Source organism: Citrobacter sp. GW821-FHT07H02 (genome assembly GCF_059418505.1).
Genome location: NZ_JBWKPZ010000002.1, coordinates 129,883 through 155,401 on the forward strand (window position 1 = coordinate 129,883; position 25,519 = coordinate 155,401).

Annotated in this window: 25 protein-coding genes; 12 read left to right on the top strand and 13 right to left on the bottom strand. The window is 52.8% G+C overall.

The features are described from left to right. Positions 1-4 precede the first annotated feature (4 nt). Positions 5-937: an ADP-glyceromanno-heptose 6-epimerase gene (gene rfaD / locus AC07NP_RS03775; protein WP_494659624.1), complete on the bottom strand. Its 933-nt coding sequence runs from the start codon at positions 935-937 to the stop codon at positions 5-7. 302 nt (positions 938-1,239) lie between these two features. Here rfaD and yibB point away from each other — a divergent pair, with 302 nt between their 5' ends. The 3 genes from yibB (at position 1,240) to tdh (ending at position 4,614) form a co-directional block, all read left to right on the top strand. Continuing rightward, complete coding sequence (gene yibB / locus AC07NP_RS03780) at positions 1,240-2,097, top strand: protein YibB (protein ID WP_494659625.1); 858 nt, start codon at positions 1,240-1,242, stop codon at positions 2,095-2,097. A 285-nt stretch (positions 2,098-2,382) separates the two neighbouring features. Further along, positions 2,383-3,579: a glycine C-acetyltransferase gene (gene kbl, locus AC07NP_RS03785; protein ID WP_203359586.1), complete on the top strand. Its 1,197-nt coding sequence runs from the start codon at positions 2,383-2,385 to the stop codon at positions 3,577-3,579. A 9-nt stretch (positions 3,580-3,588) separates the two neighbouring features. After that, positions 3,589-4,614, top strand: a complete 1,026-nt coding sequence (gene tdh / locus AC07NP_RS03790; protein ID WP_192614107.1) for an L-threonine 3-dehydrogenase — start codon at positions 3,589-3,591, stop codon at positions 4,612-4,614. A 114-nt stretch (positions 4,615-4,728) separates the two neighbouring features. On the opposite strand, the gene AC07NP_RS03795 is transcribed toward tdh, so the two are convergent. The 3 genes from AC07NP_RS03795 to gpmM are packed head-to-tail and all read right to left on the bottom strand — an operon-like array spanning position 4,729 to position 8,541. Further along, positions 4,729-5,679, bottom strand: coding sequence for a divergent polysaccharide deacetylase family protein (locus AC07NP_RS03795; protein WP_494659768.1), 951 nt, complete (start codon positions 5,677-5,679; stop codon positions 4,729-4,731). 24 nt (positions 5,680-5,703) lie between these two features. After that, positions 5,704-6,963 (bottom strand): murein hydrolase activator EnvC, encoded by a 1,260-nt coding sequence (gene envC, locus AC07NP_RS03800; protein ID WP_494659769.1) that lies wholly within the window; start codon positions 6,961-6,963, stop codon positions 5,704-5,706. A 33-nt stretch (positions 6,964-6,996) separates the two neighbouring features. Beyond that, positions 6,997-8,541: a 2,3-bisphosphoglycerate-independent phosphoglycerate mutase gene (gpmM, locus tag AC07NP_RS03805; protein ID WP_494659626.1), complete on the bottom strand. Its 1,545-nt coding sequence runs from the start codon at positions 8,539-8,541 to the stop codon at positions 6,997-6,999. Between the two features lie 248 nt (positions 8,542-8,789). Between gpmM and AC07NP_RS03810 the strand changes: the two genes are divergently transcribed. The 5 genes from AC07NP_RS03810 (at position 8,790) to cysE (ending at position 11,948) form a co-directional block, all read left to right on the top strand. After that, the gene (locus AC07NP_RS03810; protein ID WP_494659627.1) at positions 8,790-9,221 is read left to right on the top strand and encodes a rhodanese-like domain-containing protein; all 432 of its coding nucleotides are present in this window, start codon (positions 8,790-8,792) and stop codon (positions 9,219-9,221) included. A gap of 25 nt (positions 9,222-9,246) precedes the next feature. Then, on the top strand, positions 9,247-9,498 hold the full coding sequence (gene grxC / locus AC07NP_RS03815; protein ID WP_152400605.1) for a glutaredoxin 3: 252 nt from the start codon (positions 9,247-9,249) through the stop codon (positions 9,496-9,498). Between the two features lie 62 nt (positions 9,499-9,560). Then, on the top strand, positions 9,561-10,028 hold the full coding sequence (secB, locus tag AC07NP_RS03820) for a protein-export chaperone SecB (protein ID WP_096759097.1): 468 nt from the start codon (positions 9,561-9,563) through the stop codon (positions 10,026-10,028). Beyond that, entirely contained in the window at positions 10,028-11,047 is a 1,020-nt protein-coding gene (gene gpsA / locus AC07NP_RS03825) for an NAD(P)H-dependent glycerol-3-phosphate dehydrogenase (protein ID WP_494659628.1), read from the top strand. Before secB ends, gpsA begins: the two co-directional genes overlap by 1 nt. Positions 11,048-11,126: 79 nt before the next feature. After that, complete coding sequence (cysE, locus tag AC07NP_RS03830) at positions 11,127-11,948, top strand: serine O-acetyltransferase (protein ID WP_192614113.1); 822 nt, start codon at positions 11,127-11,129, stop codon at positions 11,946-11,948. A gap of 183 nt (positions 11,949-12,131) precedes the next feature. Here the strand turns inward: cysE and trmL are convergent, their stop codons facing one another. The 6 genes from trmL to AC07NP_RS03860 all read right to left on the bottom strand — a co-directional run bounded on the left by trmL (position 12,132) and on the right by AC07NP_RS03860 (position 18,420). Further along, positions 12,132-12,605 (bottom strand): tRNA (uridine(34)/cytosine(34)/5-carboxymethylaminomethyluridine(34)-2'-O)-methyltransferase TrmL, encoded by a 474-nt coding sequence (gene trmL / locus AC07NP_RS03835; protein ID WP_494659629.1) that lies wholly within the window; start codon positions 12,603-12,605, stop codon positions 12,132-12,134. A 46-nt stretch (positions 12,606-12,651) separates the two neighbouring features. After that, positions 12,652-13,992, bottom strand: a complete 1,341-nt coding sequence (locus tag AC07NP_RS03840; protein WP_494659630.1) for an MFS transporter — start codon at positions 13,990-13,992, stop codon at positions 12,652-12,654. A 196-nt stretch (positions 13,993-14,188) separates the two neighbouring features. Then, positions 14,189-15,379: an FMN-dependent L-lactate dehydrogenase LldD gene (gene lldD, locus AC07NP_RS03845; RefSeq protein ID WP_203359594.1), complete on the bottom strand. Its 1,191-nt coding sequence runs from the start codon at positions 15,377-15,379 to the stop codon at positions 14,189-14,191. Next, complete coding sequence (lldR, locus tag AC07NP_RS03850) at positions 15,376-16,152, bottom strand: transcriptional regulator LldR (protein ID WP_192614117.1); 777 nt, start codon at positions 16,150-16,152, stop codon at positions 15,376-15,378. The genes lldD and lldR overlap by 4 nt, the downstream gene beginning before the upstream one ends. Then, positions 16,149-17,804 carry an L-lactate permease gene (gene lldP, locus AC07NP_RS03855; RefSeq protein ID WP_203359595.1) on the bottom strand — a complete coding sequence of 552 codons (1,656 nt, stop codon included), beginning with the start codon at positions 17,802-17,804 and terminating at the stop codon, positions 16,149-16,151. Before lldP ends, lldR begins: the two co-directional genes overlap by 4 nt. A 253-nt stretch (positions 17,805-18,057) precedes the next feature. After that, positions 18,058-18,420: a YibL family ribosome-associated protein gene (locus AC07NP_RS03860; protein ID WP_203359596.1), complete on the bottom strand. Its 363-nt coding sequence runs from the start codon at positions 18,418-18,420 to the stop codon at positions 18,058-18,060. A gap of 289 nt (positions 18,421-18,709) precedes the next feature. Here AC07NP_RS03860 and AC07NP_RS03865 point away from each other — a divergent pair, with 289 nt between their 5' ends. Next, positions 18,710-18,919 carry a hypothetical protein gene (locus tag AC07NP_RS03865; protein WP_192614120.1) on the top strand — a complete coding sequence of 70 codons (210 nt, stop codon included), beginning with the start codon at positions 18,710-18,712 and terminating at the stop codon, positions 18,917-18,919. Between the two features lie 12 nt (positions 18,920-18,931). Here AC07NP_RS03865 and mtlR read toward each other — a convergent pair whose 3' ends face one another. From mtlR to mtlA, 3 genes are all read right to left on the bottom strand, one after another. Continuing rightward, a complete protein-coding gene (gene mtlR, locus AC07NP_RS03870) occupies positions 18,932-19,519 on the bottom strand; it encodes a mannitol operon repressor MtlR (RefSeq protein WP_203361186.1) in 588 nt (195 codons plus the stop codon). A gap of 5 nt (positions 19,520-19,524) precedes the next feature. Continuing rightward, the gene (mtlD, locus tag AC07NP_RS03875; RefSeq protein WP_494659631.1) at positions 19,525-20,670 is read right to left on the bottom strand and encodes a mannitol-1-phosphate 5-dehydrogenase; all 1,146 of its coding nucleotides are present in this window, start codon (positions 20,668-20,670) and stop codon (positions 19,525-19,527) included. A 143-nt stretch (positions 20,671-20,813) separates the two neighbouring features. Continuing rightward, positions 20,814-22,730, bottom strand: coding sequence for a PTS mannitol transporter subunit IICBA (mtlA, locus tag AC07NP_RS03880; protein ID WP_494659632.1), 1,917 nt, complete (start codon positions 22,728-22,730; stop codon positions 20,814-20,816). A 535-nt stretch (positions 22,731-23,265) separates the two neighbouring features. On the opposite strand from mtlA, the gene AC07NP_RS03885 reads away from it, so the two are divergent. The 3 genes from AC07NP_RS03885 to AC07NP_RS03895 all read left to right on the top strand — a co-directional run bounded on the left by AC07NP_RS03885 (position 23,266) and on the right by AC07NP_RS03895 (position 25,467). Next, the gene (locus AC07NP_RS03885) at positions 23,266-23,628 is read left to right on the top strand and encodes a DUF3302 domain-containing protein (RefSeq protein WP_203361187.1); all 363 of its coding nucleotides are present in this window, start codon (positions 23,266-23,268) and stop codon (positions 23,626-23,628) included. Positions 23,629-23,630: 2 nt separating this feature from the next. Continuing rightward, complete coding sequence (locus AC07NP_RS03890) at positions 23,631-24,767, top strand: HlyD family secretion protein (RefSeq protein ID WP_203359599.1); 1,137 nt, start codon at positions 23,631-23,633, stop codon at positions 24,765-24,767. Positions 24,768-24,858: 91 nt separating this feature from the next. After that, complete coding sequence (locus tag AC07NP_RS03895; protein WP_494659633.1) at positions 24,859-25,467, top strand: glutathione S-transferase; 609 nt, start codon at positions 24,859-24,861, stop codon at positions 25,465-25,467. Positions 25,468-25,519 lie beyond the last annotated feature (52 nt).

A 25,519-nucleotide genomic window follows, 5' to 3' on the forward strand; every position in this document is an offset into this window, starting at 1 on the left:
CTTCTTACGCGTCGCGGTTCAGCCAGGTCATATATTCCGTTACGCCTTCGGCAACGGTCTTGAACGGCTTGTCGTAGCCAGCTGCACGCAGGTTGGTCAGATCAGCCTGAGTAAACGCCTGATAGCGGCCTTTCAGTTTTTCCGGGAACGGAATGTATTCGATGTCGCCTTTTTTATGGTAAGCGAGAGCTGCATCCGCTACGGCCTGGAAGGATTCCGCACGGCCTGTTCCCAGGTTAAAGATGCCGGAAACGCCATTTTCGAGGAACCACAAATTCACGGCGGCGACATCGCCAACATAGACGAAATCGCGCTTGAAGTTTTCGCTGCCTTCAAACAGTTTCGGCGTTTCACCGTTATTGAGCTGGGTGTTCAGATGGAATGCGACACTCGCCATGCTGCCTTTGTGGCCTTCGCGCGGCCCGTAAACGTTAAAGTAGCGGAAGCCTACAATCTGTGAGTTGGCTTCTGGAAGGATCTGGCGTACGTATTCATCGAACAGGAATTTGGAGTATCCGTAAACGTTCAGTGGTTTCTCGTATTCACGAGATTCAATAAAATCGGATGTGCGGCCACCGTAGGTTGCTGCGGAAGAGGCGTACAGGAACGGAATTTCGCGCTCCAGGCAATAATGCAGCAGCTCTTTGGAGTATTGATAGTTGTTGTCCATCATATACTTGCCATCCCACTCTGTTGTAGAGGAGCATGCGCCTTCATGGAAAATCGCTTCGATATCGCCGAACTCTTCCCCTGCCATAATCTGGATCAGGAAATCTTCCTTATCCATATAGTCAGCAATGTCCAGATCCACCAGGTTCACAAACTTGGTGCCGTCTTTCAGGTTGTCCACCACCAGGATATCGGTGATGCCTTTATCATTCAGGGATTTAACGATGTTGCTGCCGATAAAGCCCGCGCCGCCGGTAACGATGATCATAACTGTAACCTTCGAATTATGGAGTCAGAGACAATCTCAGACACGAATATCTGTAATCATACCATCACATTGACTCCCCTTCAGCCATTTACGTGGTGGATAGTGATGAGGAGAAGGAGGAACACTCTTGCCATTAAACCGTTATGTGTAGTTCTATATTTAGTTCGAAATCAGGGGAACTAAACGGTATATTAGCGTGGTATTAGTTATTGCTATATGACTTAGATTATAAAGCACTCTATGTACAGAGTGTAACTTAATGTGATATAATATTTCTTTTATGTTAATGGTTTTTATTAGCGATGAAATCATCTACCACAATAGTAACGGCATATTTTGATATCGGTAGAGGGGAGTGGACTGCTAATAAAGGGTTCCGCGAAAAACTTGCCCGCTCAGTTGATGTCTACTTGAGTTATTTCGAGCGGTTGGCTGCACTAGAAAACGACATGGTTGTGTTCACGTCTCCTGATTTAGAAGCCAGGGTTGCAGAAATACGTAAGGGGAAACCGACAAAAATCGTTACTGTTGATATAAAAAATAAATTCAAACACATTCGGAGCCGAATAGAGAAAATTCAGCAGGATGAAGCATTTACACGTAAATTAGAAACCCGTCAGTTAAAAAATCCAGAATATTGGTCCCCGGATTACGTGCTGGTTTGTAATTTAAAAGCATATTTTGTGAATAAAGCGATTAATTCTGGTCTGGTCAAAACCCCGCTGGTTGCGTGGATTGATTTTGGCTATTGCCGTAAACCGAAAGTCACACGCGGTTTGAAAGTATGGGACTTCCCTTTTAATCAAAATAAAATACACCTGTTCACGATCAAGAAAGGGTTAAGTGTTTCGTCATTGCAGCAATCTTTTGATTTTATGATTGGTAACCACGTTTACATTATTGGTGGTGCAATTGTTGGCTCTCAGGAAAAATGGAAAGAATTTTATCCATTAGTTACAGAGTGCCAGAAAGTCACACTAGAGAATAATATTGTGGATGACGACCAGGGCATCTTTGTCATGTGTTATTACAAACGACCTGATTTGTTTGTTCTTAACTATCTGGGCCGAGGCAAATGGTTTGATCTCTTCCGCTGTTTCAAACGAACTGCGCTTGGCGCGAAGCTCCAGTCATTAAGGCTCTTTCTTTCCAGAAAATAGTTGCCCGACATAAACGTAGAATCCGCATTTTTTGGCAAGGTACCTCCTGAGTGGGGGATCTTGCCTTATCAACATTGGCTCTCACGCCTTACACTCTGTAAATTCTAATAAATTCATGCCATTAATTGCTTTTTTGCGCAATGCATTCATTCTGAAAATCACCGATAAGCCATGTGGATACGCGTGATTTATGCTGCATTTTAAAGAAGTGATAACGCGTCATCTCGTATCAACGTATAGGTTTGGGTAATATGTGCTGAAATTTGCCCAGTCTGGAGAATCGCAATGCGTGGGGATTTTTATAAGCAGTTGAACAACGATCTGGAAACCGCTCGTGTGGAAGGATTGTTTAAAGAAGAGCGCATTATCACGTCTGCGCAGCAGGCGGACATCACCGTGGCAGATGGAAGCCACGTCATCAACTTTTGCGCCAACAACTATCTGGGGCTGGCGAATCATCCGGAATTGATTGCAGCGGCGAAAGCCGGCATGGATTCCCACGGCTTCGGGATGGCCTCGGTTCGTTTTATCTGCGGTACCCAGGACAGCCATAAACAGCTGGAGCAAAAACTGGCGACTTTTCTGGGTATGGAAGATGCCATTCTGTATTCCTCTTGCTTTGATGCCAACGGCGGCCTGTTCGAAACGTTGCTGGGTGCAGAAGATGCGATTATTTCCGATGCGCTGAACCACGCCTCTATTATTGATGGTGTACGTCTGTGCAAAGCGAAGCGTTTTCGCTACGCCAACAATGATATGCAGGAGCTGGAAACACGTCTGAAAGAAGCACGTGAAGCCGGTGCCCGCCATGTGCTGATCGCGACCGACGGTGTGTTCTCCATGGACGGTGTGATTGCCAACCTGAAAGGGGTATGTGACCTGGCGGATAAATACGATGCGCTGGTGATGGTCGATGACTCTCATGCTGTCGGTTTTGTGGGTGAAGGCGGTCGTGGCTCTCATGAATACTGCGATGTGATGGGCCGTGTAGACATCATTACCGGTACGTTAGGTAAAGCACTGGGTGGCGCATCCGGCGGTTATACGGCTGCGCGTAAAGAGGTGGTGGAGTGGTTGCGTCAGCGTTCTCGCCCGTACTTATTCTCCAACTCATTAGCTCCGGCGATTGTTGCCGCCTCCATTAAAGTGCTGGAGATGGTGGAAGCTGGCGGCGAACTGCGTGGTCGTCTGTGGGCGAATGCACGTCAGTTCCGTGAGCAGATGTCTGCAGCAGGCTTTACGCTTGCGGGCGCTGACCATGCCATTATCCCGGTCATGTTGGGAGATGCGGTGGTAGCGCAAGAATTTGCTCGCGAACTGCAAAAAGAGGGTATCTATGTCACCGGGTTCTTCTATCCGGTGGTGCCAAAAGGTCAGGCGCGTATTCGTACCCAGATGTCTGCGGCGCATACGCCTGAGCAAATTACGCGTGCCGTTGCGGCGTTTACGCGTATTGGTAAACAACTGGGCGTAATCGCCTGAGGATGTGAGATGAAAGCGTTATCCAAACTGAAAGCGGAAGAGGGCATCTGGATGACCGACGTTCCTGAACCGGAACTCGGACATAACGATCTGCTGATTAAAATCCGTAAAACAGCCATCTGCGGGACCGACGTTCACATCTATAACTGGGATGAATGGTCGCAAAAAACGATCCCGGTACCTATGGTTGTTGGGCACGAATACGTTGGCGAAGTGGTCGGTATCGGCCAGGAAGTCAAAGGATTTAAAGTGGGTGACCGCGTTTCCGGTGAAGGTCATATCACCTGTGGTCATTGTCGTAACTGTCGTGGCGGACGTACTCACCTGTGCCGTAATACGACCGGTGTGGGTGTTAACCGCCCAGGCTGTTTTGCTGAGTATCTGGTTATTCCTGCGTTTAACGCCTTTAAAATCCCGGACAACATCTCCGACGATTTAGCCTCTATCTTTGACCCGTTCGGTAATGCGGTACACACCGCGCTGTCGTTCGATCTGGTGGGCGAAGATGTGCTGGTATCAGGCGCGGGCCCAATCGGTATTATGGCAGCGGCAGTGGCAAAACATGTGGGTGCGCGTCACGTAGTCATCACTGACGTCAATGAATACCGTCTGGAACTGGCACGTAAGATGGGCATCACACATGCGGTAAACGTCTCGAAAGAGAACCTGCCTGATGTGATGGCCAGACTCGGAATGACCGAAGGGTTTGACGTGGGTCTGGAAATGTCCGGTGCGCCGCCAGCGTTCCGTGCCATGCTGGATACCATGAACCACGGTGGTCGTATTGCCATGCTGGGGATCCCTCCTTCAGACATGTCTATCGACTGGACGAAGGTGATCTTTAAAGGCCTGTTTATCAAAGGCATTTATGGTCGCGAAATGTTTGAAACCTGGTACAAGATGGCCGCGTTGATCCAGTCTGGTCTGGATCTGACCCCGATCATCACCCATCACTTCTCAATTGATGAGTTCCAGAAAGGCTTTGATGCGATGCGCTCGGGTCAGTCAGGAAAAGTGATCCTGAGCTGGGATTAATATTAAAAGGGCTGGTTATCCAGCCCTTTTTTCTTAAAAACACCTGAACGCTGCGAAGGCGTTGCCATATAGTTAGTCACTTCGCAGGATTTTATCTTGCTGCTCATCTTCCGCTTAATTTGCGTTAGCGTTAATTCCGTTGGAGGAGGATGTTTTCCCCCAACCTTGCCACTGATGCTGGAAGTAAGTGACGACGGTGCTCTGGCGAATACTTTCACTCAATACGTTAAAGAACTGGTCGGCATAGACCGGCGCTAACGGTTGCTTCGGTTTACACAGCTTCACGCCACGGAACGGGTTGCGCGGTGCGTTGGGTTCGCTGTTGCCCGGTGGCGTCAGGTTCGGTGTGGAAGTATCCACCTGGGGTTCGTTGAGCAAGGTGCTTGGGCGCACCAACGTGATGTCGGCCGGTAGGTTATAGACCATTTGTTGCAACACGCGCACCGTTGATGGGTGGGGGTGTCCGATAGCAATGGCGGACCCATTACGGCGAGCTAACTCAATGGCACGATTAAACTGATGGCGGATGTCCGCTTCGTTTTGCGAGTCATCAAGGAACACTTTGCGTTTAATCACTTTCACGCCCGTTCCGGATGCGGCCCGCATTGCCTGGCTGTTGCCGATAGTCATGCTGTCGAGGAAATAGAGATCGTAACGCTCCAGTGCCTGCATCACTTTTTGCATACCAAACAGGCTGGAGGTCATCGCGCTGCCCATATGGTTGTTAAGCCCAACGGCGTACGGTACTTTGTCGACGGCATCGCGGATAATCCGCTCAATGTCGGCGCTGTTCATTTCCGGGCGTAGGGTGTCTTTCTCCAGCGGCTGCTTACTTAATGGTGCCATCGGCAGATGGATCAGGACTTCGTGGCCGCTATTGTGTGCTTTGGTTGCCATTTCACGCGCATGCGGCGCATTGGGCAGCACGGCGACAGAGATGTTGGAAGGCATCGCCAGCACCTGGTTTTCATTGTGCGGGCGATAGCCGAAATCATCGATGACGATGGCAAGTTTGCCAGCAAAAACAGGGGTTGCGAACGCCAGCAGGCTGACCAGTGAGAGCATGATACGGCGAAACTGAGGCAAAACTTATCTTCCCAACCACGGCTGTGGATTGACGGCCTGACCCTGGCGACGAATTTCGAAATAGAGCGCTGGTCGACCCTGACCACCGCTGCTGCCAACCAGCGCAATAGGCTGGCCTGCGCGCACTTGTGTACCTACACTGACCAACGCACTCTGGTTGTAACCGTAAAGGCTCATGTCGCCTTTGCCGTGTTCTACAACAACAACCAGACCGTAACCTTGTAACCAGTCCGCCAGAATGACCCGGCCATCCGCAATGGCTTTCACTTCAGTGCCTTCAGACGCACCGATAACCATCCCCTTCCACCGTAGCTCACCCTGCAGTTGTTCGCCATAACGGTGTAGCGTTGGACCGCGTACTGGCCAGAATGCCTGGCCGCGAGGCGCACCCAGACCGCCGGTACGTGATATCAGTGATTTTTCGCTTTCGGTAGGTTTATAGGTCGTGCCTTTGCGAGTCGCTTCCTGTTGGCGATTACGCACAGCTTGCGCTTCGTTGGCTTCACGTTCAGCCCGCGCTTTTGCTGCGGCTTCTGCCCGTGCAAGGCTGTTGCGCAGGCGGGATTCGTTAGCGCGCATTTCGCTCAGCTGCTGTTGGCCTTGCTGAATCGATGATTCCAGACCGGAGAGCGTTTTTTGGCGCTCATTACGCGCCTGTTCCAGTTTGGCCTGTTGGGCGCGCTGTTCGTACAGCAGCGTCTGCTGCTGGCTTTGCTTCTCTTCCAGCTCGGCCTTTTGCGAGGCCACTTCTTCACGGGTTTGCTTCAGTTCAGCGATGGTTTCCTGACGCGCCTGGTTCAAATAACCAAAGTAGGCTTGCAGACGTTGTCCACGCTGGCTCTCTTCGCCGCTGAGAATCAACTGAATTCCGGTATGTTCGCCCTGACGAAATGCGGCATCAAGCTGCGCGGCGAGGCTGCGTTCCTGACTGGCTTTTTGTTTCTCCAGTTTGGCAATGGACGCATTCATCTCGGCGATCTGTTTATTCAACTGGGCGAGGGTATTCTGGGTTTCACGCAGTTGACGGGCGGCGGCAGAAATGGCTTCTTCCTGGGCTTTTAACTGCGCAAGCAGGCTTGAGCGCTGCTGCTGTTGCTGACGTACGGCGCGTTCTTTCGCGGCGATGTCAGCCTGGATGGATTTGAGTTGGTCACGCTCATCTGCGTGTGCGGAAAAGGCGCACAACAATACGCCAGCGCTAATAACGCTGGCGTAGATCAGGGGCCTGACTGAAAACCTTTGCAGTTTCACGGCCCATGTAATGGAATTCAACGCCTTTCCCCTCATGGGGAGGGATTATTCCACGATGAACAGCGGCTTACCAGTCATCTCTTGCGGGATTTCCATACCCATCAGCGTCAGCATGGTCGGCGCGATATCGGAAAGTTTACCGCCTTCTACTGCTTTCACGTTTTTAGCACCGACATAAATCAGCGGAACAGGCAGGTTGGTATGCGCTGTATGCGCCTGACCCGTCGCCGGATCGCGCATTTGTTCAGCGTTGCCGTGGTCAGCGGTGATCAGCAACTGGCCGCCAACGGATTCAACGGCTTTGGTCACTTGCTCAACGCAGTGATCCAGCGCTTCAACCGCTTTAACCGCCGCGTCCATCATACCGGTGTGACCCACCATATCGCCGTTCGGATAGTTACAGATGATGGTGTCGTATTTACCGCTCTCAATGGCGGCAACCAGTTTTTCGGTCAGCTCAGCGGAGCTCATTTCTGGCTGCAGATCGTAGGTCGCCACTTTCGGTGAGTTGATCAGGATGCGATCTTCACCGTTGAATGGCTCTTCTACACCGCCATTGAAGAAGAAGGTCACGTGTGCATATTTCTCGGTTTCAGAGATACGCAGCTGAGTTTTGTCGTTCTTCGCCATCCACTCGCCGAGGGTGTTCGCCAGCGATGCGGGCGGGTAAGCCACTGCGGTTTTGATGTCGGCTGCATATTCGGTCAGCATCACGAAGTTCAGATTGACCACTTTCTTACGGGCGAAGCCGTCGAAGTCAGCGTTAACAAATGCACGGGTAATTTCGCGGGCACGGTCAGCACGGAAGTTCATGAAAATCAACGTATCGCCATCTTCCATCGCTGCGTCGGGCTGGCCTTCTGCACGAATCACGGTGGCTTTCACGAATTCGTCGTTCTCGTCACGCGCATAGGCGGCCTGCAGGCCTGCAACAGCGGTGTCGGTCTGGAATTCGCCCTGCGCCAGTGTCATCAGGTCATACGCTTGTTCAACGCGATCCCAACGGTTGTCGCGGTCCATTGCATAGTAACGACCGATGATGGACGCTACGCGCCCTTTGCCCAGCGCGGCAAATTTGTCTTCGAATTTTTTCAGCGAGGATTCAGCGCTGCGCGGCGGGGTATCACGACCATCCAGGAAGGCGTGCAGGTAGATTTTCTCTGCGCCACGCTCGGCGGCCATTTCCACCATCGCCAGGATGTGATCTTCGTGGCTGTGTACGCCGCCCGCAGACAGCAGACCCATGATGTGCACCGCTTTACCGGTATTTTTCGCTTGATCAACGGCAGCGGTCAGCGTTGGGTTCGCAAAGAACGTGCGTTCTTTAATTTCAACGTCCAGGCGAGTCAGATCCTGATACACGATGCGGCCTGCGCCCAGGTTGACGTGGCCCACTTCGGAGTTACCCATCTGGCGGTCAGGCAGACCCACTTCCAGACCGGAAGCATCGATCAGGGTATGCGGACGTTTTGCCCACAGAGCATCCATTACTGGGGTTTTGGCATTAAAAATGGCGTTATCCTGGCTGTCTTCGCGATAGCCATAGCCATCCAGGATCACCAGTACCATAGGTTTTTTAGAAACCGACATTGCGACAACCTCATACTCAAGAGACAAAAATAATTGCGTAATTTTACTACAGCTGAATCGATAAAATAGCCTCAGAAGATCAAAGAATGAAGTAGAGCGGTCTGAGGATGGCGCGGATTTACGGTTTTTTTTCCGTAGCACCCCGCAAAAATGCAATCCATTGCACGCTCTGGCTGTATTTGCGACAACGCGCAGGTATACTTCTTCCCTGGTTTTTTTAATCACTGAGTCGGGAGTTGTTACCCCCCATGCAAGAAATTATGCAATTTGTTGGCCGCCATCCTGTTCTAAGTATCGCCTGGATTGCGTTACTGGTGGCGGTATTATTCACCACGTTCAAAGGCCTGACCTCGAAAGTGAAGGTAATTACACGCGGCGAAGCGACACGTCTTATCAATAAAGAAGATGCCGTTGTTGTGGATTTACGTCAGCGCGACGACTTCCGCAAAGGCCATATCGCGGGCTCCACTAACCTGCTGCCAAGCGAAATCAAAGCCAACAACGTCGGCGAGCTTGAGAAGCACAAAGACAAACCGGTTATCGTGGTGGATGGCTCTGGCATGCAGTGCCAGGATTCTGCAACGGCGCTGATTAAAGCCGGTTTTGAGAACGTGTTTGTGCTGAAAGAAGGTGTTGCAGGCTGGAGTGGTGAAAACCTGCCTCTGGTACGCGGTAAGTAAGCTGTAGGTAAACAGGAGCAAAGTCATGGCCAATATTGAAATCTACACCAAAGCGACCTGCCCGTTTTGCCATCGTGCAAAAGCGCTGCTGAGCAGTAAGGGTGTGAGTTTCCAGGAACTTCCAATTGATGGCGATGCCGTTAAGCGTGAAGAGATGATCAAGCGTAGTGGTCGTACGACGGTTCCGCAGATTTTTATTGATGCGCAGCATATCGGTGGGTGTGACGACTTGTATGCGTTGGATGCGCGTGGTGGACTGGATCCCCTGCTGAGCTAACGCACGTCGTTAACATTGCATCAAGACAGTATTAAAGGACAACATTAAAGGGTTTTCTAAACATGTCAGAACAAAATAACACTGAAATGGCTTTCCAGATCCAACGTATTTATACCAAGGATGTCTCTTTCGAAGCGCCAAATGCGCCGCATGTTTTCCAGAAAGATTGGCAGCCAGAGGTTAAACTTGATCTTGATACGGCATCAACCCAACTGGCAGATGACGTGTATGAAGTTGTGCTGCGTGTCACCGTAACGGCTTCCCTGGGTGAAGAAACAGCGTTCCTGTGTGAAGTTCAGCAGGGCGGTATTTTCTCCATCAGTGGTATTGAAGGGACTCAAATGGCGCATTGCCTGGGTGCATACTGCCCGAACATTCTGTTCCCGTATGCCCGCGAATGCATCACCAGCCTGGTTTCCCGCGGTACATTCCCGCAACTGAACCTTGCGCCGGTCAACTTTGATGCGCTGTTCATGAACTATTTACAGCAGCAGACTGGCGAAGGTACTGAAGAACATCAGGATGCCTGATGAACCAAAGTAATGCTTCAATGACTGTGATCGGTGCCGGCTCGTACGGCACCGCTCTTGCCATCACGCTGGCAAGAAATGGCCACCAGGTTGTCCTGTGGGGCCATGATCCTAAACATATCGCGACCCTTGAACACGATCGTTGCAATGTCGCGTTCCTCCCTGATGTGCCTTTTCCTGACTCGCTTCTCCTGGAAAGTGACTTAGCCACTGCGCTGGCGGCCAGCCGTAATATTCTGGTCGTGGTGCCGAGCCATGTCTTTGGCGAAGTGCTGCGTCAGATCAAACCGTTGATGCGCCCGGATGCGCGCCTTGTATGGGCGACAAAAGGTCTGGAAGCGGAGACGGGACGCCTGTTGCAGGATGTCGCGCGCGAAGCGTTAGGACCGGAAATTCCACTTGCAGTGATCTCTGGCCCAACGTTTGCCAAAGAGCTGGCCGCAGGTTTACCAACGGCGATTTCCCTGGCCTCAACGGATGACACGTTTGCTGACGATCTGCAGCAATTGCTGCACTGCGGTAAAAGTTTCCGTGTCTACAACAACCCGGATTTCATTGGCGTACAGCTTGGCGGCGCGGTGAAAAACGTCATTGCGATTGGCGCGGGAATGTCCGACGGTATCGGTTTTGGCGCCAATGCGCGTACTGCGCTTATCACCCGTGGGCTGACCGAAATGTCACGTTTGGGGGCCGCTCTGGGCGCCGATCCGACCACCTTTATGGGGATGGCTGGGTTAGGCGATCTGGTACTGACCTGTACTGACAACCAGTCGCGTAACCGCCGCTTTGGCATGATGCTCGGACAGGGCATGGATGTTCAGGGTGCGCAGGACAAGATTGGCCAGGTGGTTGAAGGCTATCGCAATACGAAAGAAGTTCGTGAATTGGCGCACCGTTTTGGTGTCGAAATGCCAATAACCGAGGAAATTTATCAAGTATTGTATTGCGGAAAAAACGCGCGCGAGGCAGCATTGACGTTATTAGGTCGCGCACGCAAGGATGAGCTGAGCCGCCACTAGCCGCAAGGATCTGTCATCACAAAATGACCCGGCCCGCGAAGAACGGGCCGGTCGTTAGCCTCAATACCTGGAGTCTGCAATGCCGTGCGAAGAACTGGATATCGTCTGGAACAATATTAAAGCCGAAGCCCGTCAACTTGCGGACTGTGAGCCGATGCTGGCCAGTTTTTACCACGCCACGCTACTCAAGCATGAGAATCTGGGCAGTGCGCTCAGTTATATGCTGGCGAATAAACTGGCTTCGCCCATCATGCCCGCGATAGCCATACGTGAAGTGGTGGAAGAAGCCTACGCGGCAGACCCGGAAATGATCGCCTCGGCGGCCTGCGATATTCAGGCGGTGCGCACTCGCGACCCGGCGGTCGATAAATACTCAACCCCGCTTTTGTACCTGAAGGGTTTTCACGCCCTGCAGGCGTACCGTATTGGCCACTGGCTGTGGAATGAAGGTCGGCGAGCGCTGGCGATTTTCTTGCAAAATCAGGTATCAGTGAGCTTCCAGGTCGATATTCACCCGGCGGCAAAAATTGGCCGTGGGATTATGCTCGATCACGCTACCGGTATTGTGGTAGGTGAAACAGCGGTCATTGAAAACGACGTCTCCATCCTGCAATCCGTTACGCTGGGCGGGACCGGTAAATCGGGCGGCGACCGTCATCCGAAAATTCGTGAAGGCGTGATGATTGGCGCGGGGGCGAAAATCCTCGGTAATATTGAAGTCGGGCGCGGCGCGAAGATTGGCGCAGGTTCCGTCGTTTTGCAGCCTGTTCCGCCGCACACCACCGCCGCAGGCGTTCCGGCACGTATTGTCGGCAAACCTGACAGCGATAAGCCGTCCATGGATATGGATCAGCATTTCAATGGGATACACCATACGTTTGAGTTCGGCGACGGTATCTGACTTTCGGGCTATCTTACTTGTCATCCTGAACCCGGGCTGTGCTCACCATCCTCACGTACTGCGTGTACGCTCCGGTGGCTGCGCGCAGTCCGTGTCCAATCTGACTGCGCCGATAACGCCCGAAAAATAAATGGCAAATGCGTTCACAGGTCGGATAAGGCGTCAGCCGCCATCCGACAAAAATCAACTACGCAATACCGCCCCAGGATACCCCAACTGTCTCCACGCTTCATACACCACCACTGACACTGCATTTGACAGGTTCATGCTGCGGCTGTCCGGCATCATTGGAATGCGAATTTTTTGTTCAGCGGGTAGGGCATCAAGAATGCTGGCGGGCAGACCTCGTGTTTCCGGACCAAACATCAAATAATCGCCATCCTGATAGCTGACTGCGCTGTGTGCCGGTGTCCCTTTGGTGGTCAGTGCAAACAGACGCTGGGGATTTTCCGCCGCCACAAAAGCGTCGTAATCGTGGTGGCGTTTTACCGCGGCGAACTCATGATAATCCAGTCCTGCGCGGCGCAAGCGCTTGTCATCCCATGTGAACCCCATCGGTTCAATAATGTGCAGACGAAAGCCGGTATTGGCGCAAAGACGAATGATGTTGCCCGTATTTGGCGGGATTTCTGGTTCGAATAGAACGATGTTTAGCATACTGCCCCCTTGAGTGCGGGGGGCAGAATAGCAGAAATCACGAGTATTATGCGACGGTCAGACGTTGTAGCTTGTAGCGTTGCAACTTATAAAGCGTGGCGGCAGCGGCCACGAGCGCTGGCAGGCTGAGAAACATCAGAATACTGTCGGCCTGCCATTGCAGAGAGAGTAACTGAGCGCTGGTCATGGTCCCAGCCACGCCGCCAAAGCGTCCGACCCCCTGCATCCATGCGATACCCGTTGCGCGGCAGTGGGTAGGATAGAACGTTGTCGCCAGTGTCTGCAGGCCGGATTGCGCGCCATTCATGGTGATCCCCATCAGGAAGATCAGCGCCCCAAACAGGATGATGTGGTTGTTTTCAAACCCGAGCGCAAGGGCGAACAGCATGGTCAGGATAAAACCGGTGGTGACCACTTTGTGCGCTTCCCAGCGGTCCATCATCCAGCCTGCCAACAGGATCCCTGCCGTACCGCCGAAGGTGAACAGCGAGGTGAGCCACGCCGATTCCGCGAGAGGGTAACCCATTCCCAGCATCAGCGTCGGCATCCAGCTCAGTAACACGTAGTAGATAACCAGCCCCATAAAGTAGGTCGTCCAGAGCATCAGCGTACCGGGTAGCCAGGGCATGCTGAACAGTTGCGCCACGCTGCCCTTTTTGTCTGCAGTGCGTTCTTCATCCAGATAAAATTGGGTGACCTGCTCAAGATTGCCCGTGATGAAACGCTGGGCGACACGTCTGATTTGCGCGATGTCTTTACCACGATGTACCAGATATTTGACCGACTCCGGCAGGAATAGCACCAGTAATACGGTTAAGACCAGCGGGGCGATCGCACCCGCCAGCAGCACGCTGTGCCAGCCGTAATGGGGGATAAGCCAGGAAGAGATTGCTCCGCCGCCCGCCGCGCCGAGAGGAAAACCGCAGTACATAGCGTTAATCGTCATCGAACGGCAACGCTTTGGCGCAAACTCTGACACTAACGTAATGGCGTTAGGCATCGCGGCACCCAGCCCGAGCCCGGTGAGGAACCGCCAGAGCGTCAGCATATTCAGCGATTGCGCATACGCGGTGCCCAGACTGGCAAGGCCAAAAAACAGACAGGAAAAGACCAGCACGCGCTTACGCCCCATGCGATCTGACATTGGCCCAGCAACCAGCGCCCCGAGTGACAGCCCCAGCAGCGCAGCGCTTAATACCGGCCCGAGATCCTGCTTCTGAATCCCCCAGTCGGCAGAGAGCGTGGGAGCAATATAGCCCATCGCCGCCGTATCGAATCCATCGATGGCCAGAACCAGAAATCCCAATACGATAATCACCCAGTGAAAGCGCGAAAAAGGAGTGTCATCTATCGCCTGCTGGATATTCACTTTGCCGGAATACACCATGTAACCCTCGCCCGTTGTGATGTTGGATGTGTGTGAATTGCTCTTGTATTTGCTTGTATATACATTTGCGATCGCACAAAAAATTGTCAAATTAATTTGGTGTAAATGTTAACCAATCGTTATTTTTGAATTAAAAATGGCCGGACTGAAAATCAGACCGGCCATTTGGGAACAGAGGATGTTAAGAGGGGCTGAGTTACGCGGCGTCACCACGGGTTAGTGACGTCAGCGCGGCAGGCAGGCTTTTTCCGAGCTCCTGCACCAGAGAATCGCGGCTGATTTCGCTAATCGTTTTTGCGCCGGTCAGCGTCATTGCTACTTTCATCTCTTTTTCGATCAGATTCAGTAAGTTGGCCACGCCCGCTTGTCCTGCCGTGGCCAGCGCGTATAGATACGCGCGCCCCAGCAGCACGGTATCAGCCCCCAGAGCGACCATGCGTACGACGTCCAGGCCGTTACGGATACCGCTGTCGGCCAGAATAGCGATATCGCCTTTAACGGCATCGGCAATGGCGGGCAGGGCGCGCGCGGAGGAGAGCACGCCATCGAGCTGACGACCGCCGTGGTTAGACACCACGATACCATCGGCACCGAAGCGCACCGCGTCGCGGGCATCTTCCGGATCGAGGATCCCTTTGATCACCATCGGGCCGTCCCAGAACTCACGGATCCACTCGAGGTCTTTCCAGGAGATAGAGGGATCGAAGTTGTTCGCCAGCCAGCCAATGTAATCTTCCAGTCCGGTCGGTTTTCCCAGATAGGTGGAAATGTTGCCTAAATCGTGCGGGCGACCGTTCAGGCCGACATCCCACGCCCATTGCGGATGGGTTACTGCCTGCCAGTAGCGGCGCAGTGCGGCATTCGGGCCGCTCATGCCTGAGTGAGCGTCACGGTAGCGTGCCCCCGGCGTTGGCATATCAACGGTAAAGACGAGGGTTGAGCAGCCTGCTGCCTTCGCGCGTTCCAGCGCGTTGCGCATAAAGCCACGGTCGCGCAGCACGTAAAGCTGAAACCACATCGGGCGTTTGATGGTCGGCGCCACTTCTTCAATCGGGCAGACGGAAACGGTGGAAAGCGTAAACGGAATGCCGTGGGCATCAGCGGCGGCGGCGGCCTGCACTTCGCCGCGACGGGCGTACATACCGCACAACCCAACCGGGGCTAAGGCAACCGGCATCGACAGCTTTTCGTTAAACAGCGTGGTTTCCAGGCTTAAGTCAGACATGTTTTTCAGGACTCGCTGGCGAAGTGCCACCTCAGACAAATCTTCCACGTTGCGGCGCAGTGTGTGTTCCGCGTAGGCGCCGCCGTCAATATAGTGGAACAAGAAGGGGGGCAGAATGCGCTGGGCTGCGGCGCGATAATCGCTGGCTGCTGAAATAATCATGCTTTGTTCTCCCTGGAAATATCATTATGGTCTCCGGGCAGGCGGGTAATTCGCGCCTGGCGGGCCTGGTCTTCATCAAATCGTTTAATCGTGGTGTGGACAAAACCTAAGTGGGCCATCATCGCCTGACGAGCGCCTTCCGCGTCGCCTGCCACAATGGCGTCGAGAATGGCCTGATGCTGCTCTGTCAGACGAGCAAACACTGGCGGAACCAGATACATACGCTGGCGGCTCTGTTTCACCGAAGAGTGCAGTACATCGAAGAAACCTCGCATGGTCTGCAGCAGCACCACGTTGTGTGAGGCTTCGGCAATGGCGAGATGAAAGCGAACATCCGCCTGTGAGGCGATATCCGGGTCTTCACTCAGCGTGGCTTCAAAGCAGAGCTTAATTTTTTCTTTATCGATCTCAGTGGCGCGCATCGCGGCGTGCCAGGCGGTGCTGGCTTCAATAGCATGGCGGGCTTCCAGGATATCGAAACTGTAATCCGGGTCATCTGCCATCAGGGTCTTCAGCGGCTGAACGATATTTTGTTCGGACCAGGATTCATGCTGCCAGCGGACGAATGTCCCACCGCCGCGGCGGCTTAGCAGCACGCCCTCGCTCACCAGTTTTGCCAGCGCTTCGCGCAAGGAATTGCGCGACACGCCAAGCTGTACGGCCAGCTGGCGCTCAGCGGGCAATTTCATGCCCGCTTCCAGCTGTTGTTCTTCAATCAGCGCCCGCACACGAGAAGCGACCTCGTCTGACAGGCGTCTGGGCATCACAATCATGGAATCATCCAGGTAAGGACATAGGCCTGAAGCGTGGTGATCACGCCCACCATACAGGTGAAAATCAGGCTGTGTTTAACGGTAAAACGGAACAGATCGGACTCTTTGCCGACCAGCCCGACCGCCGCACAGGCGATGGCGATGGACTGCGGCGAAATCATCTTGCCGGTAACGCCCCCGGTGGTATTGGCGGCCACCATCAGCACATCAGAGACGCCGATTTGCTGAGCGGCAGTCGCCTGTAGAGCGGCAAACAACGCGTTCGAAGAGGTATCTGACCCGGTCAGGAATACACCCAACCAGCCAAGGAACGGTGAGAAGAAGGTAAAAGCGCTGCCCGTGTGTGCCAGTGCCAATGCCAGCGTCGAGGAAAGGCCGGAATAGTTCGAGATAAAGGCGAACGCCAGTACCATCCCGATGGAGTAAATCGGCAGCGCCAGATCTTTCAGGGTACTGCCGAAAGTCTGGATGGCGGCAGACGGCTTCATTTTCAGCCAGACAACTGACAGTAATGCGGCAAACAGAATGGCGGTACCGGTGGCCGAGAACCAGTCGAACTTGTAGACCGCAGCGTAGGCGGTGGCTTCGTGTACCACCGGCGGCATACGGGCGACCAGTTTGTCGAGATATGGAACCGGAATGTTAACCACCCAGTGGTACATTGCGCCACCCGGCGCAAACAGCGCCTTAAACGGTGGGATACTCCAGAGCGTCACGGTCGCCGTTAGGAACAGGAACGGTGACCAGGCGCGAACCACTTGCCCCGCGGTGTAGTTTGTACGGGCCAGGGTCTGATCAACCTGTGACGCGCCCATATCGCCAAAGCGGAAGATGCGTACCGGCTGCCAGCGTTTCAGGAACAGGGTCAGACACACCAGAGAAACCAGTGACGAGATGATGTCAGGCAGCTCCGGTCCAATAAAGTTAGAGCTCAGATATTGGGCGATGGCAAACGAACCGCCAGCCACCATTACTGCTGGCCAGGTTTCCTTCACGCCGCGCCAACCGTCCATAATCGCCATGATCCAGAACAGAACGATAATCGTCAGGAACGGCAGTTGACGGCCCACCATCTGGCCTATTTCAAAGCTGTCCAGCCCGGTGACCTGACCGGCAACCAGAATAGGGATACCCATCGCGCCAAACGCCACGGGCGCGGTGTTCACGATCAGGCACAGTCCCGCTGCGTACAGCGGATTAAAACCCAGGCCGACAAGCAGCGCGGCGGTAATCGCTACCGGAGCACCAAAACCTGCCGCCCCCTCAAGGAACGCGCCGAAGCAGAACCCGACAATCAGCATCTGCAAACGCTGGTCAGGGGAGATCGACAGTATCGATGATCGGATGATGTCGAACTGGCCTGTTTTCACCGAGATTTTATAGACGAATACCGCGGCAATAATTATCCAGGCAATTGGCCATAGCCCGTAGAAGAAGCCGTATACCACAGAGGCCAGCGCATGATCGACAGGCATTTTGTAGAACAGCAGCGCCACGGTTAGCGCAATAACCACCGTCCACGAGGCGGCAACATAGCCTTTCAGCTTGAGCTTAATCAGCGCGAAGAAAAAGAACAGAATGGGGAGCGATGCTACCAGACTGGAAAGCCAGATATTCCCGGCCGGATCGTAGTTTTGTTGCCAGAGATTCATTGCAGGTCTCCTGAGGGCCACGCACACAATGCAATGAGTCTGTGCTCATCTCTAAGTCACATTCTGTGTAAAAGTGGTCATGCCAATATTGTTGTGTAGGGATAATGACAATGAATGGTTAACTAAATGTTATTTATTGGCAACGTTAGTGTAATGAAATTTTGGGGAAGTGTGAACCACTGAGCGGATTGGGCGGGAATTGGTAGGGCCAATCGGAGGGGCCGGGTAAGCATGGCTGCTACCCGGCTGAAGATCAGAATTCGGTCTTCGCGAAACCGGTCATCTCTTGCAGGTCCATTTCACGACCTAACGCTGTCATCGGGTGTACGACCACCAGACCACGGACGCTTTTCTTCAGTTTGCCCATGTCAGCTTGTTCTTTTTTGGTAATCGCACGACGAAATGGCAGGTTCATCAATTTCTGTGCTTCTTTACTCAGCTTTTGGCTGTGAACGTCGCGCAGACGCGCAATTTCAGCTTCCAGGGTTGTTTTTTCTTGTTCCAGTTCGGCGTACTTCTCGGCGCCCTCGACCAGGGAGAGATCGGCCTGCTGGTGGCGGATGGCATCCAGGCGATCGCTGAGGCGTTTAATTTCGTTTTTTTCAATTTCTTTCATGGGATAGCTTCTGATGGAAATAGGATGAATATCTTATAGTATGCCCGCAGAGCGGTATTATTCACAACTAATGGGATAAAAATAATGAAACATGGTAAGTATTACGATGCTAATTATTTTTTGTAGTGGACTGATTAAATAAGATTTTTAGATTAAAAGGGGAGGATGTGAAGATTAATTAATCGGTTTACGATTAAGCACGTTTTCCTCAATCTCATTATTCATCTGATCCTAAACTGCAATAGGCAACCGCGTCTCTGAAACGCGGAGAATTCATGGAGGGTTTATCATGGGAAAAATCGGTGAGAATGCATCAGTTCTTATTGATAAGACTGTAGATTTCATGGCTTCAAGTCAGGCTTTCCGGGAATATCTGAATAAAACGCCGCCGCGTAATGTTGTCCCTACTGAGATACCGCAAGCGAATGTGGAGATGTATCTGCAGCGGCTGGAATATTATCGACAGATATACAGGCCAAAGCAGGACGAAAATCAGTAGGTCTGCGCCGGGCTATTTCTGAAATGCTTTTTTTAAGCTGATTTTGGAAATCAGCTCGGTCAGAGAAAGCACCATGGTTGAGCGCACTGCTTGTTGGTAGCGCTGAATTTGCATGGCATACAAACTGGGGTCAGTGGTGTCGAAATGCGGCGGCGGCGGAAGCGCCATCACGCAGTGTAGCTCACCAAATGGCCCGAGGATTTCGTCGTCCGTAAATGCGTACTCACTGCCGTCGTGATTCAGCTCTTCACGCAGCGCCATCAATAGCTCAGCATCTTCATATTCCGGACGGCTGAGTACACCTAAGCCATAGATCAGCTTCAGACGCACAGAAAGATCGCCCAGCGGTCCGTCGCCGTCGAGCAACGGTTCTACAGCATATTTCACCGCGTAATCGTCTTTGCGGAATACCTGGAGTACCAGAATATTCACCGCCTCGGTGAGTAGATCCACGGCGGTGATCAGGAAACTCCGTACGGTTTTGCCAGCATTCAGACGTTCAAGCACACGGTTTTCAAAGGCCTGGGTTTGTTCCATTATTGGCTGCATATCTGACAATCTATTATTCAGGCGCAGGATGCCCTGCGCCTGGTACGGCATCATAATTACTTTGCGTTATACGCGTTAACCGCCTCGGCAACGACATCGCTATTCGCATCCAGTCCGGAAACCTGTGCCAGCGCCGCCTGCGGGCCTTTCTCTTCAATCAGTGCAGCCAGTTCCTGAGCCTGTGGGTCTTCATCGCTGCGATAGTGCATCGCGCCGGCAATCCCTTTGACCAGATTGGCGTGCGGCAGCGCATATTCCAGCGTTCCGAGCAGCGGTTTGATCAGACGATCGCCCGCGCTCAGTTTACGCAGCGGCTGACGTCCCACACGCTCAACGTCATCTTTCAGATACGGGTTTTCAAAGCGACCGAGGATTTTCTGAATGTATGCTGCGTGTTTATCCGCATCAAAGCCGTAGCGTTTGATCAGCACCGCGCCGCTCTCTTCCATCGCGCCTTTTACCACCGCACGGATTTTCTCATCGAGAATCGCGTCACGGATGGTCTGATGACCTGCCAATTTTCCGAGGTACGCGGTTATAGCATGCCCGGTGTTCAGCGTGAAGAGTTTACGTTCGACAAATGCCATCAGGTTATCAGTTAATTCCATACCTGGGATGTTCGGCAGTTCGCCTTTGAACTGGGTCTTGTCGACAATCCATTCGCTGAAGGTTTCTACAGTCACTTCCAGAGGATCGTTAGTGGCCGAAGCCGAAGGCGGAACAATACGGTCTACGGCGGAATCCACAAAGCCCACATGCTGCTCAACCCAGGCTTTATCTTCCTCTGGCAGCGCATTCATCACATGGCCTTTCAGTTGGCTGGTGCCACGCACCATGTTTTCGCAGGCGATGATGTTCAGCGGGGTTTCGATGCCCTGCGCTTTGCGTTTCACCAGACCTTTGGCAACCGCCGGCGCAATACGCTCCAGTACCACCGGCCCAACCGCAGTGGTCACGATATCGACGTGCGCGATCAGATCAATGACCTCGTCACCAATGCTGCTTACGGCATTCACGTTGGAAACGGTTTCGACCTGCTCATTTTCACCCACAACATGAACCTGATAGCTATGACGGGCATTCAGGGCGTCGAGCACCACCTGATTTACATCCGCGAAAGTCAGTTGTATCCCCGCGTCGGCCAGCAGTTTGCCGATAAAGCCACGACCGATATTACCTGCGCCAAAATGTAATGCTTTCATAGTGTTAACCTTCATTAATGTTTTTACCCGAGAGGGCTGGGGTGAGGGACAGCAAAACTTTCCCCCTCACCCTAACCCTCTCCCGTTACGGGAGAGAGTAGGACGTAGACCCGATTAACGTTAGCGTCATCGGGCTACGCGACTTACTTACAACCTGCCAGCAGTTCCAGGACTTCATCCACGCTGGTGGTGTGCGCCAGACGTTCGATCACGGATTCATCATCCAGTGCGTTGGTCAGGCTGGTAATGACCTGGATGTGCTCGTTGTTGCGTGCGGCGATACCAATCACCAGACGGGCAATGTCGTCTTCTTCTTCGCCAAAGCGAACGCCTTCCGGGTACTGGCAGAATACCACTCCCGTTTTCAGCACGCGGTCTTTGGCTTCAACAGTGCCGTGTGGAACTGCGATAGACTCGCCCAGATAGGTCGGGGTCAGCTTTTCGCGTTCAAGCATTGCATCAACATATTCCGGCTCTACGTAGCCGCCTTTTACCAGTTGCTCACCGGCAAAGAGAATCGCTTCTTCTTTCGTCGCCGCTTTGCGACCCAGGAAGATGTTTTCCGCACCCAGCTTGAACAGGTTGTTGTCGCCTTCGTCAAAGCTATCTTTCAGATGATCGCGAACTTTCTCTTCGTTGACGTTGTGGCGCTGTGCTGCAACCAGACGCTCGGTCAGGCTGGAGTACAGGCCGCTGTCCAGGAAGTTAGTCAGCGAAATATGCTGCGCCTGAGGCACCTGGCGCATTGCACGCTCGGTCAGATCGCGGTGGGTGATCACCAGATCCACATCTGGCGGCAGGCTGTTGATTGCGCTGTTGGTGACAGAGATGTGGCTCAACCCTGCATCCTGCACTTTTTTACGCAGTACACCGGCGCCCATGGCGCTGGAGCCCATACCGGCATCGCAGGCAACGATGATTTTACGCACGTGGCTCAGGTCGTTGGTGACATCACCTGCGGTCAGCGCAGATGCACCTTTAGACTCAGCTTTCATGTCGTGCATACGGCGGGTTGCCGCGTCGATATCGTCCTCTTCCTCTTTCACTTTGCTGGTTTTCAGCAGAATGGCAGAGACAACGAAGGAGACCGCCATCGCCGCACAGATTGCTGCGATGTTCGCGAAGTAGGCGCCTTTTGGCGTCATCGCCAGTACCGCCAGAATGGAACCCGGAGAGGCCGGAGAAACCAGACCGCCGTTGAGAATGGTCAGTGTGAACACACCCGTCATACCGCCAAGGATAACGGCGAGGATCAGACGTGGGTTCATCAGCACGTACGGGAAGTAAATTTCGTGAATACCACCCAGGAAGTGGATGATTGCCGCACCGCCAGCTGACTGCTTAGCGCTGCCGCGACCGAAGAACATGTATGCCAGTAGAACGCCCATCCCCGGACCCGGGTTCGCTTCAATCAGGAAGAAGATGGATTTGCCCATCTCATGGGACTGTTGAATGCCCAGAGGTGAGAAGATACCGTGGTTGATGGCGTTGTTGAGGAACAGGATTTTCGCCGGTTCAACGAAGATAGAGGCCAGCGGCAGCATGTCATGGACAACCATGAAGTTAACGCCAGCAGCCAGAATTTTGGACAGTGCTTCAACCAGCGGACCAATGCCGAGGAACGCCAGAATGGCGAGGATCATACCGATGATGCCAGCGGAGAAGTTATTCACCAGCATCTCAAAACCGGACTTGATCTTACCGTCTACCCAGCTATCGAAATGTTTGATTGCCCAGCCACCCAGCGGACCTGCGATCATCGCGCCGAGGAACATTGGCATATCCGCACCAACGATAACCCCCATCGTGGTGATTGCGCCCACCACACCACCGCGATCGCCACCGACCAGACGGCCGCCGGTATAACCTATCAGTAACGGCAACAGGTAGGTGATCATCGGTCCAACAAGCTTCGCCAGCGTTTCGTTCGGCAACCACCCTGTTGGAATGAATAATGCGGTGATAATACCCCACGCGATAAACGCGCCGATATTTGGCATCACCATGTTGCTGAGGAATCGACCAAAGCTTTGCACTTTGATCTTAATATCGGATGACATAAAAACACCCCTTCTTATGTTGCTGTCGCGCAGGCCGGAAGCCCGAGGATTATTGTTAATGTGGCGGCAGAGGTAGCCGGACCCTGTAGATACTGCGAAATCTGGCACTGAATCGTTCAACTGTCCAGTCGACGACCTGTTGTGTGATTTTTGTCACATAAATATAGGGGGTGGAGCGGTATTTGATGTGATATTGATCACGATAAGACTGTGTAAAAAAACAACAAAACGACCGAAGCGGCAAAAAATGGCAATTAAATGTGATGGTTGTCACCTTTATTCTTTGGAGGTTTGTTGAATTTTTGTGATGCTAGTCACAAGATATTTTCGCCATGGCGACGCATGGACGTGATCCTTCAGGGGTTCTACCCTTCACTTTAACGTCCCTGAAATTGAGCAACCTCTCACCCCGAAAATTTAGCTTTTCGTGCTATGGCGAAAATGGCAATTTCGAATTATGTTCAAAACACCAGCCATGACAGTCATCGGCTGCCTGCAATTTAAAACTCTTATTAAACGTGAACGCGAGGCAGGTATGTTTCTAAATTATTTCGCGTTGGGAGTGCTGATCTTCGTTTTCCTGGTTCTGTTTTACGGAATCATCGCGATTCACGATATCCCCTACTTGATTGCGAAAAAGCGCAATCACCCTCATGCCGACGCCATTCATACGGCAGGCTGGGTAAGCTTATTTACGCTGCATGTTATCTGGCCGTTTCTGTGGATTTGGGCAACGCTCTATCAGCCAGAACGAGGCTGGGGCATGCAATCACACGCCAGGCCGCCAGGGCAGGAGCCTGACCCCGACATTGCCGCGCTGTCAGAGCGTATTACACAGCTAGAACAAAAACTGGCCCGGGCACAAACCCCCGACGATGATTCCTCTGTGGAGCGCTAATCATGGATCTGCTGATTGTGTTGACCTACGTGGCGTTGGCGTGGGCGGTATTTAAGATTTTCAGGATCCCGGTCAATCAATGGACGTTGGCAACGGCAGCATTAGGCGGTGTATTTTTGGTGAGTGGGCTCATTCTCTTAATGAACTACAACCACCCCTACACCTTTACGGCACAGAAAGCGGTTATTTCCATCCCGATTACGCCGCAGGTCACCGGCATTGTTAGCGAAGTGACGGATAAAAATAATCAGTTGATTAAAAAGGGTGAGGTGTTGTTTAAACTCGACCCTGTTCGTTATCAGGCGCGAGTCGATCGCCTGCAGGCTGACCTGGTGACGGAAACGCATAATATACAGACGTTAAAAGCGCAGCTCGCTGAAGCGCAGGCGAATACCACGCGGGTATCCGCCGAACGCGATCGGCTGTTTAAAGATTATCAACGTTACCTGAAGGGCAGCCAGGCGAAGGTGAATCCTTTCTCTGAAAGCGACATCGACAATGCCCGGCAAAACTATCTGGCGCAGGATGCCATGGTAAAAGGCTCCGTTGCAGAACAAGCGCAAATTCAGAGTCAGTTAGATAGCATGGTCAACGGCGAACAGTCGCAGATCGTCAGCCTGAGAGCACAACTGGCGGAAGCCAGGTATAACCTTGAACAAACGGTGATTCGCGCGCCCAGCAACGGCTATGTCACCCAGGTGCTTATCCGTCCTGGTACCTATGCGGCCGCGCTACCGTTACGCCCGGTGATGGTGTTTATTCCTGAGCAAAAACGACAAATTGTTGCGCAATTCCGCCAAAATTCATTACTACGTCTTGAAGCGGGTGATGATGCGGAAGTGGTGTTCAACGCGCTGCCAGGGCAAGTTTTTCACGGCAAACTGAACAGCGTTTTGCCGGTGGTCCCCGGTGGCTCTTACCAGGCTCAGGGGGTATTGCAGTCGCTGACTGTGGTTCCGGGAACGGATGGCGTCCTCGCGCTGATTGATTTGGATCCGAACGCTGAGGTAGAAGCATTACCCGATGGTATCTATGCGCAGGTGGCTGTTTACTCTGACCATTTCGCCCATGTGTCCGTCATGCGTAAGGTATTGCTGCGCATGACCAGCTGGATGCACTATCTCTATTTGGATCACTAATGAAATGAAAGGCAGGAGTGCGATAAGCATCACCTGCCTTTTGCTCAATCCTGAGCCATACTGATATTTTTGTTGGCAAAAAGGACTGAACATGAAACTCATCGGCAGCTACACCAGCCCATTTGTACGCAAAATTTCCATTCTGTTGCTGGAAAAGGGCATCACCTTCGAATTTGTTAATGAACTCCCTTACAACGCAGAAAATAGCGTGGCGGATTATAACCCGCTGGGCAAAGTCCCCGCGCTGGTGACTGATGATGGGGAGTTCTGGTTCGATTCGCCCATCATTGCGGAATATATCGAATTGCTGGATATCGCTCCGGCCATGCTGCCGCGTGAACCGATGGCGTCGCTGAAAGTTCGGCAGATTGAAGCGCTGGCGGACGGCATCATGGACGCTGGGCTGGTTTCTGTTCGTGAACAGGCGCGACCCGCAGCACAACAATCAGGAACGGAACTGCTGCGCCACCGGGAGAAGATCAACCGCAGCCTGGATGCGCTGGAGGGCTATCTCGCGAAGGGGACGATCACCACCGATACGGTGAACCTGGCCACTATCGCGATTGCCTGTGCGGTGGGTTATCTCAACTTCCGCCGCGTAGCGCCTGGCTGGTGTGTGGACAGGCCGCAGTTAGTCAAACTGGTCGAAACACTCTTTAGTCGTGAAAGCTTCGCGCGCACAGAACCGCCAAAGGCTTGACGCGTATTATGTCCGCCTGAATAAACTCACGGTACAATCCCCCCCTATGTCT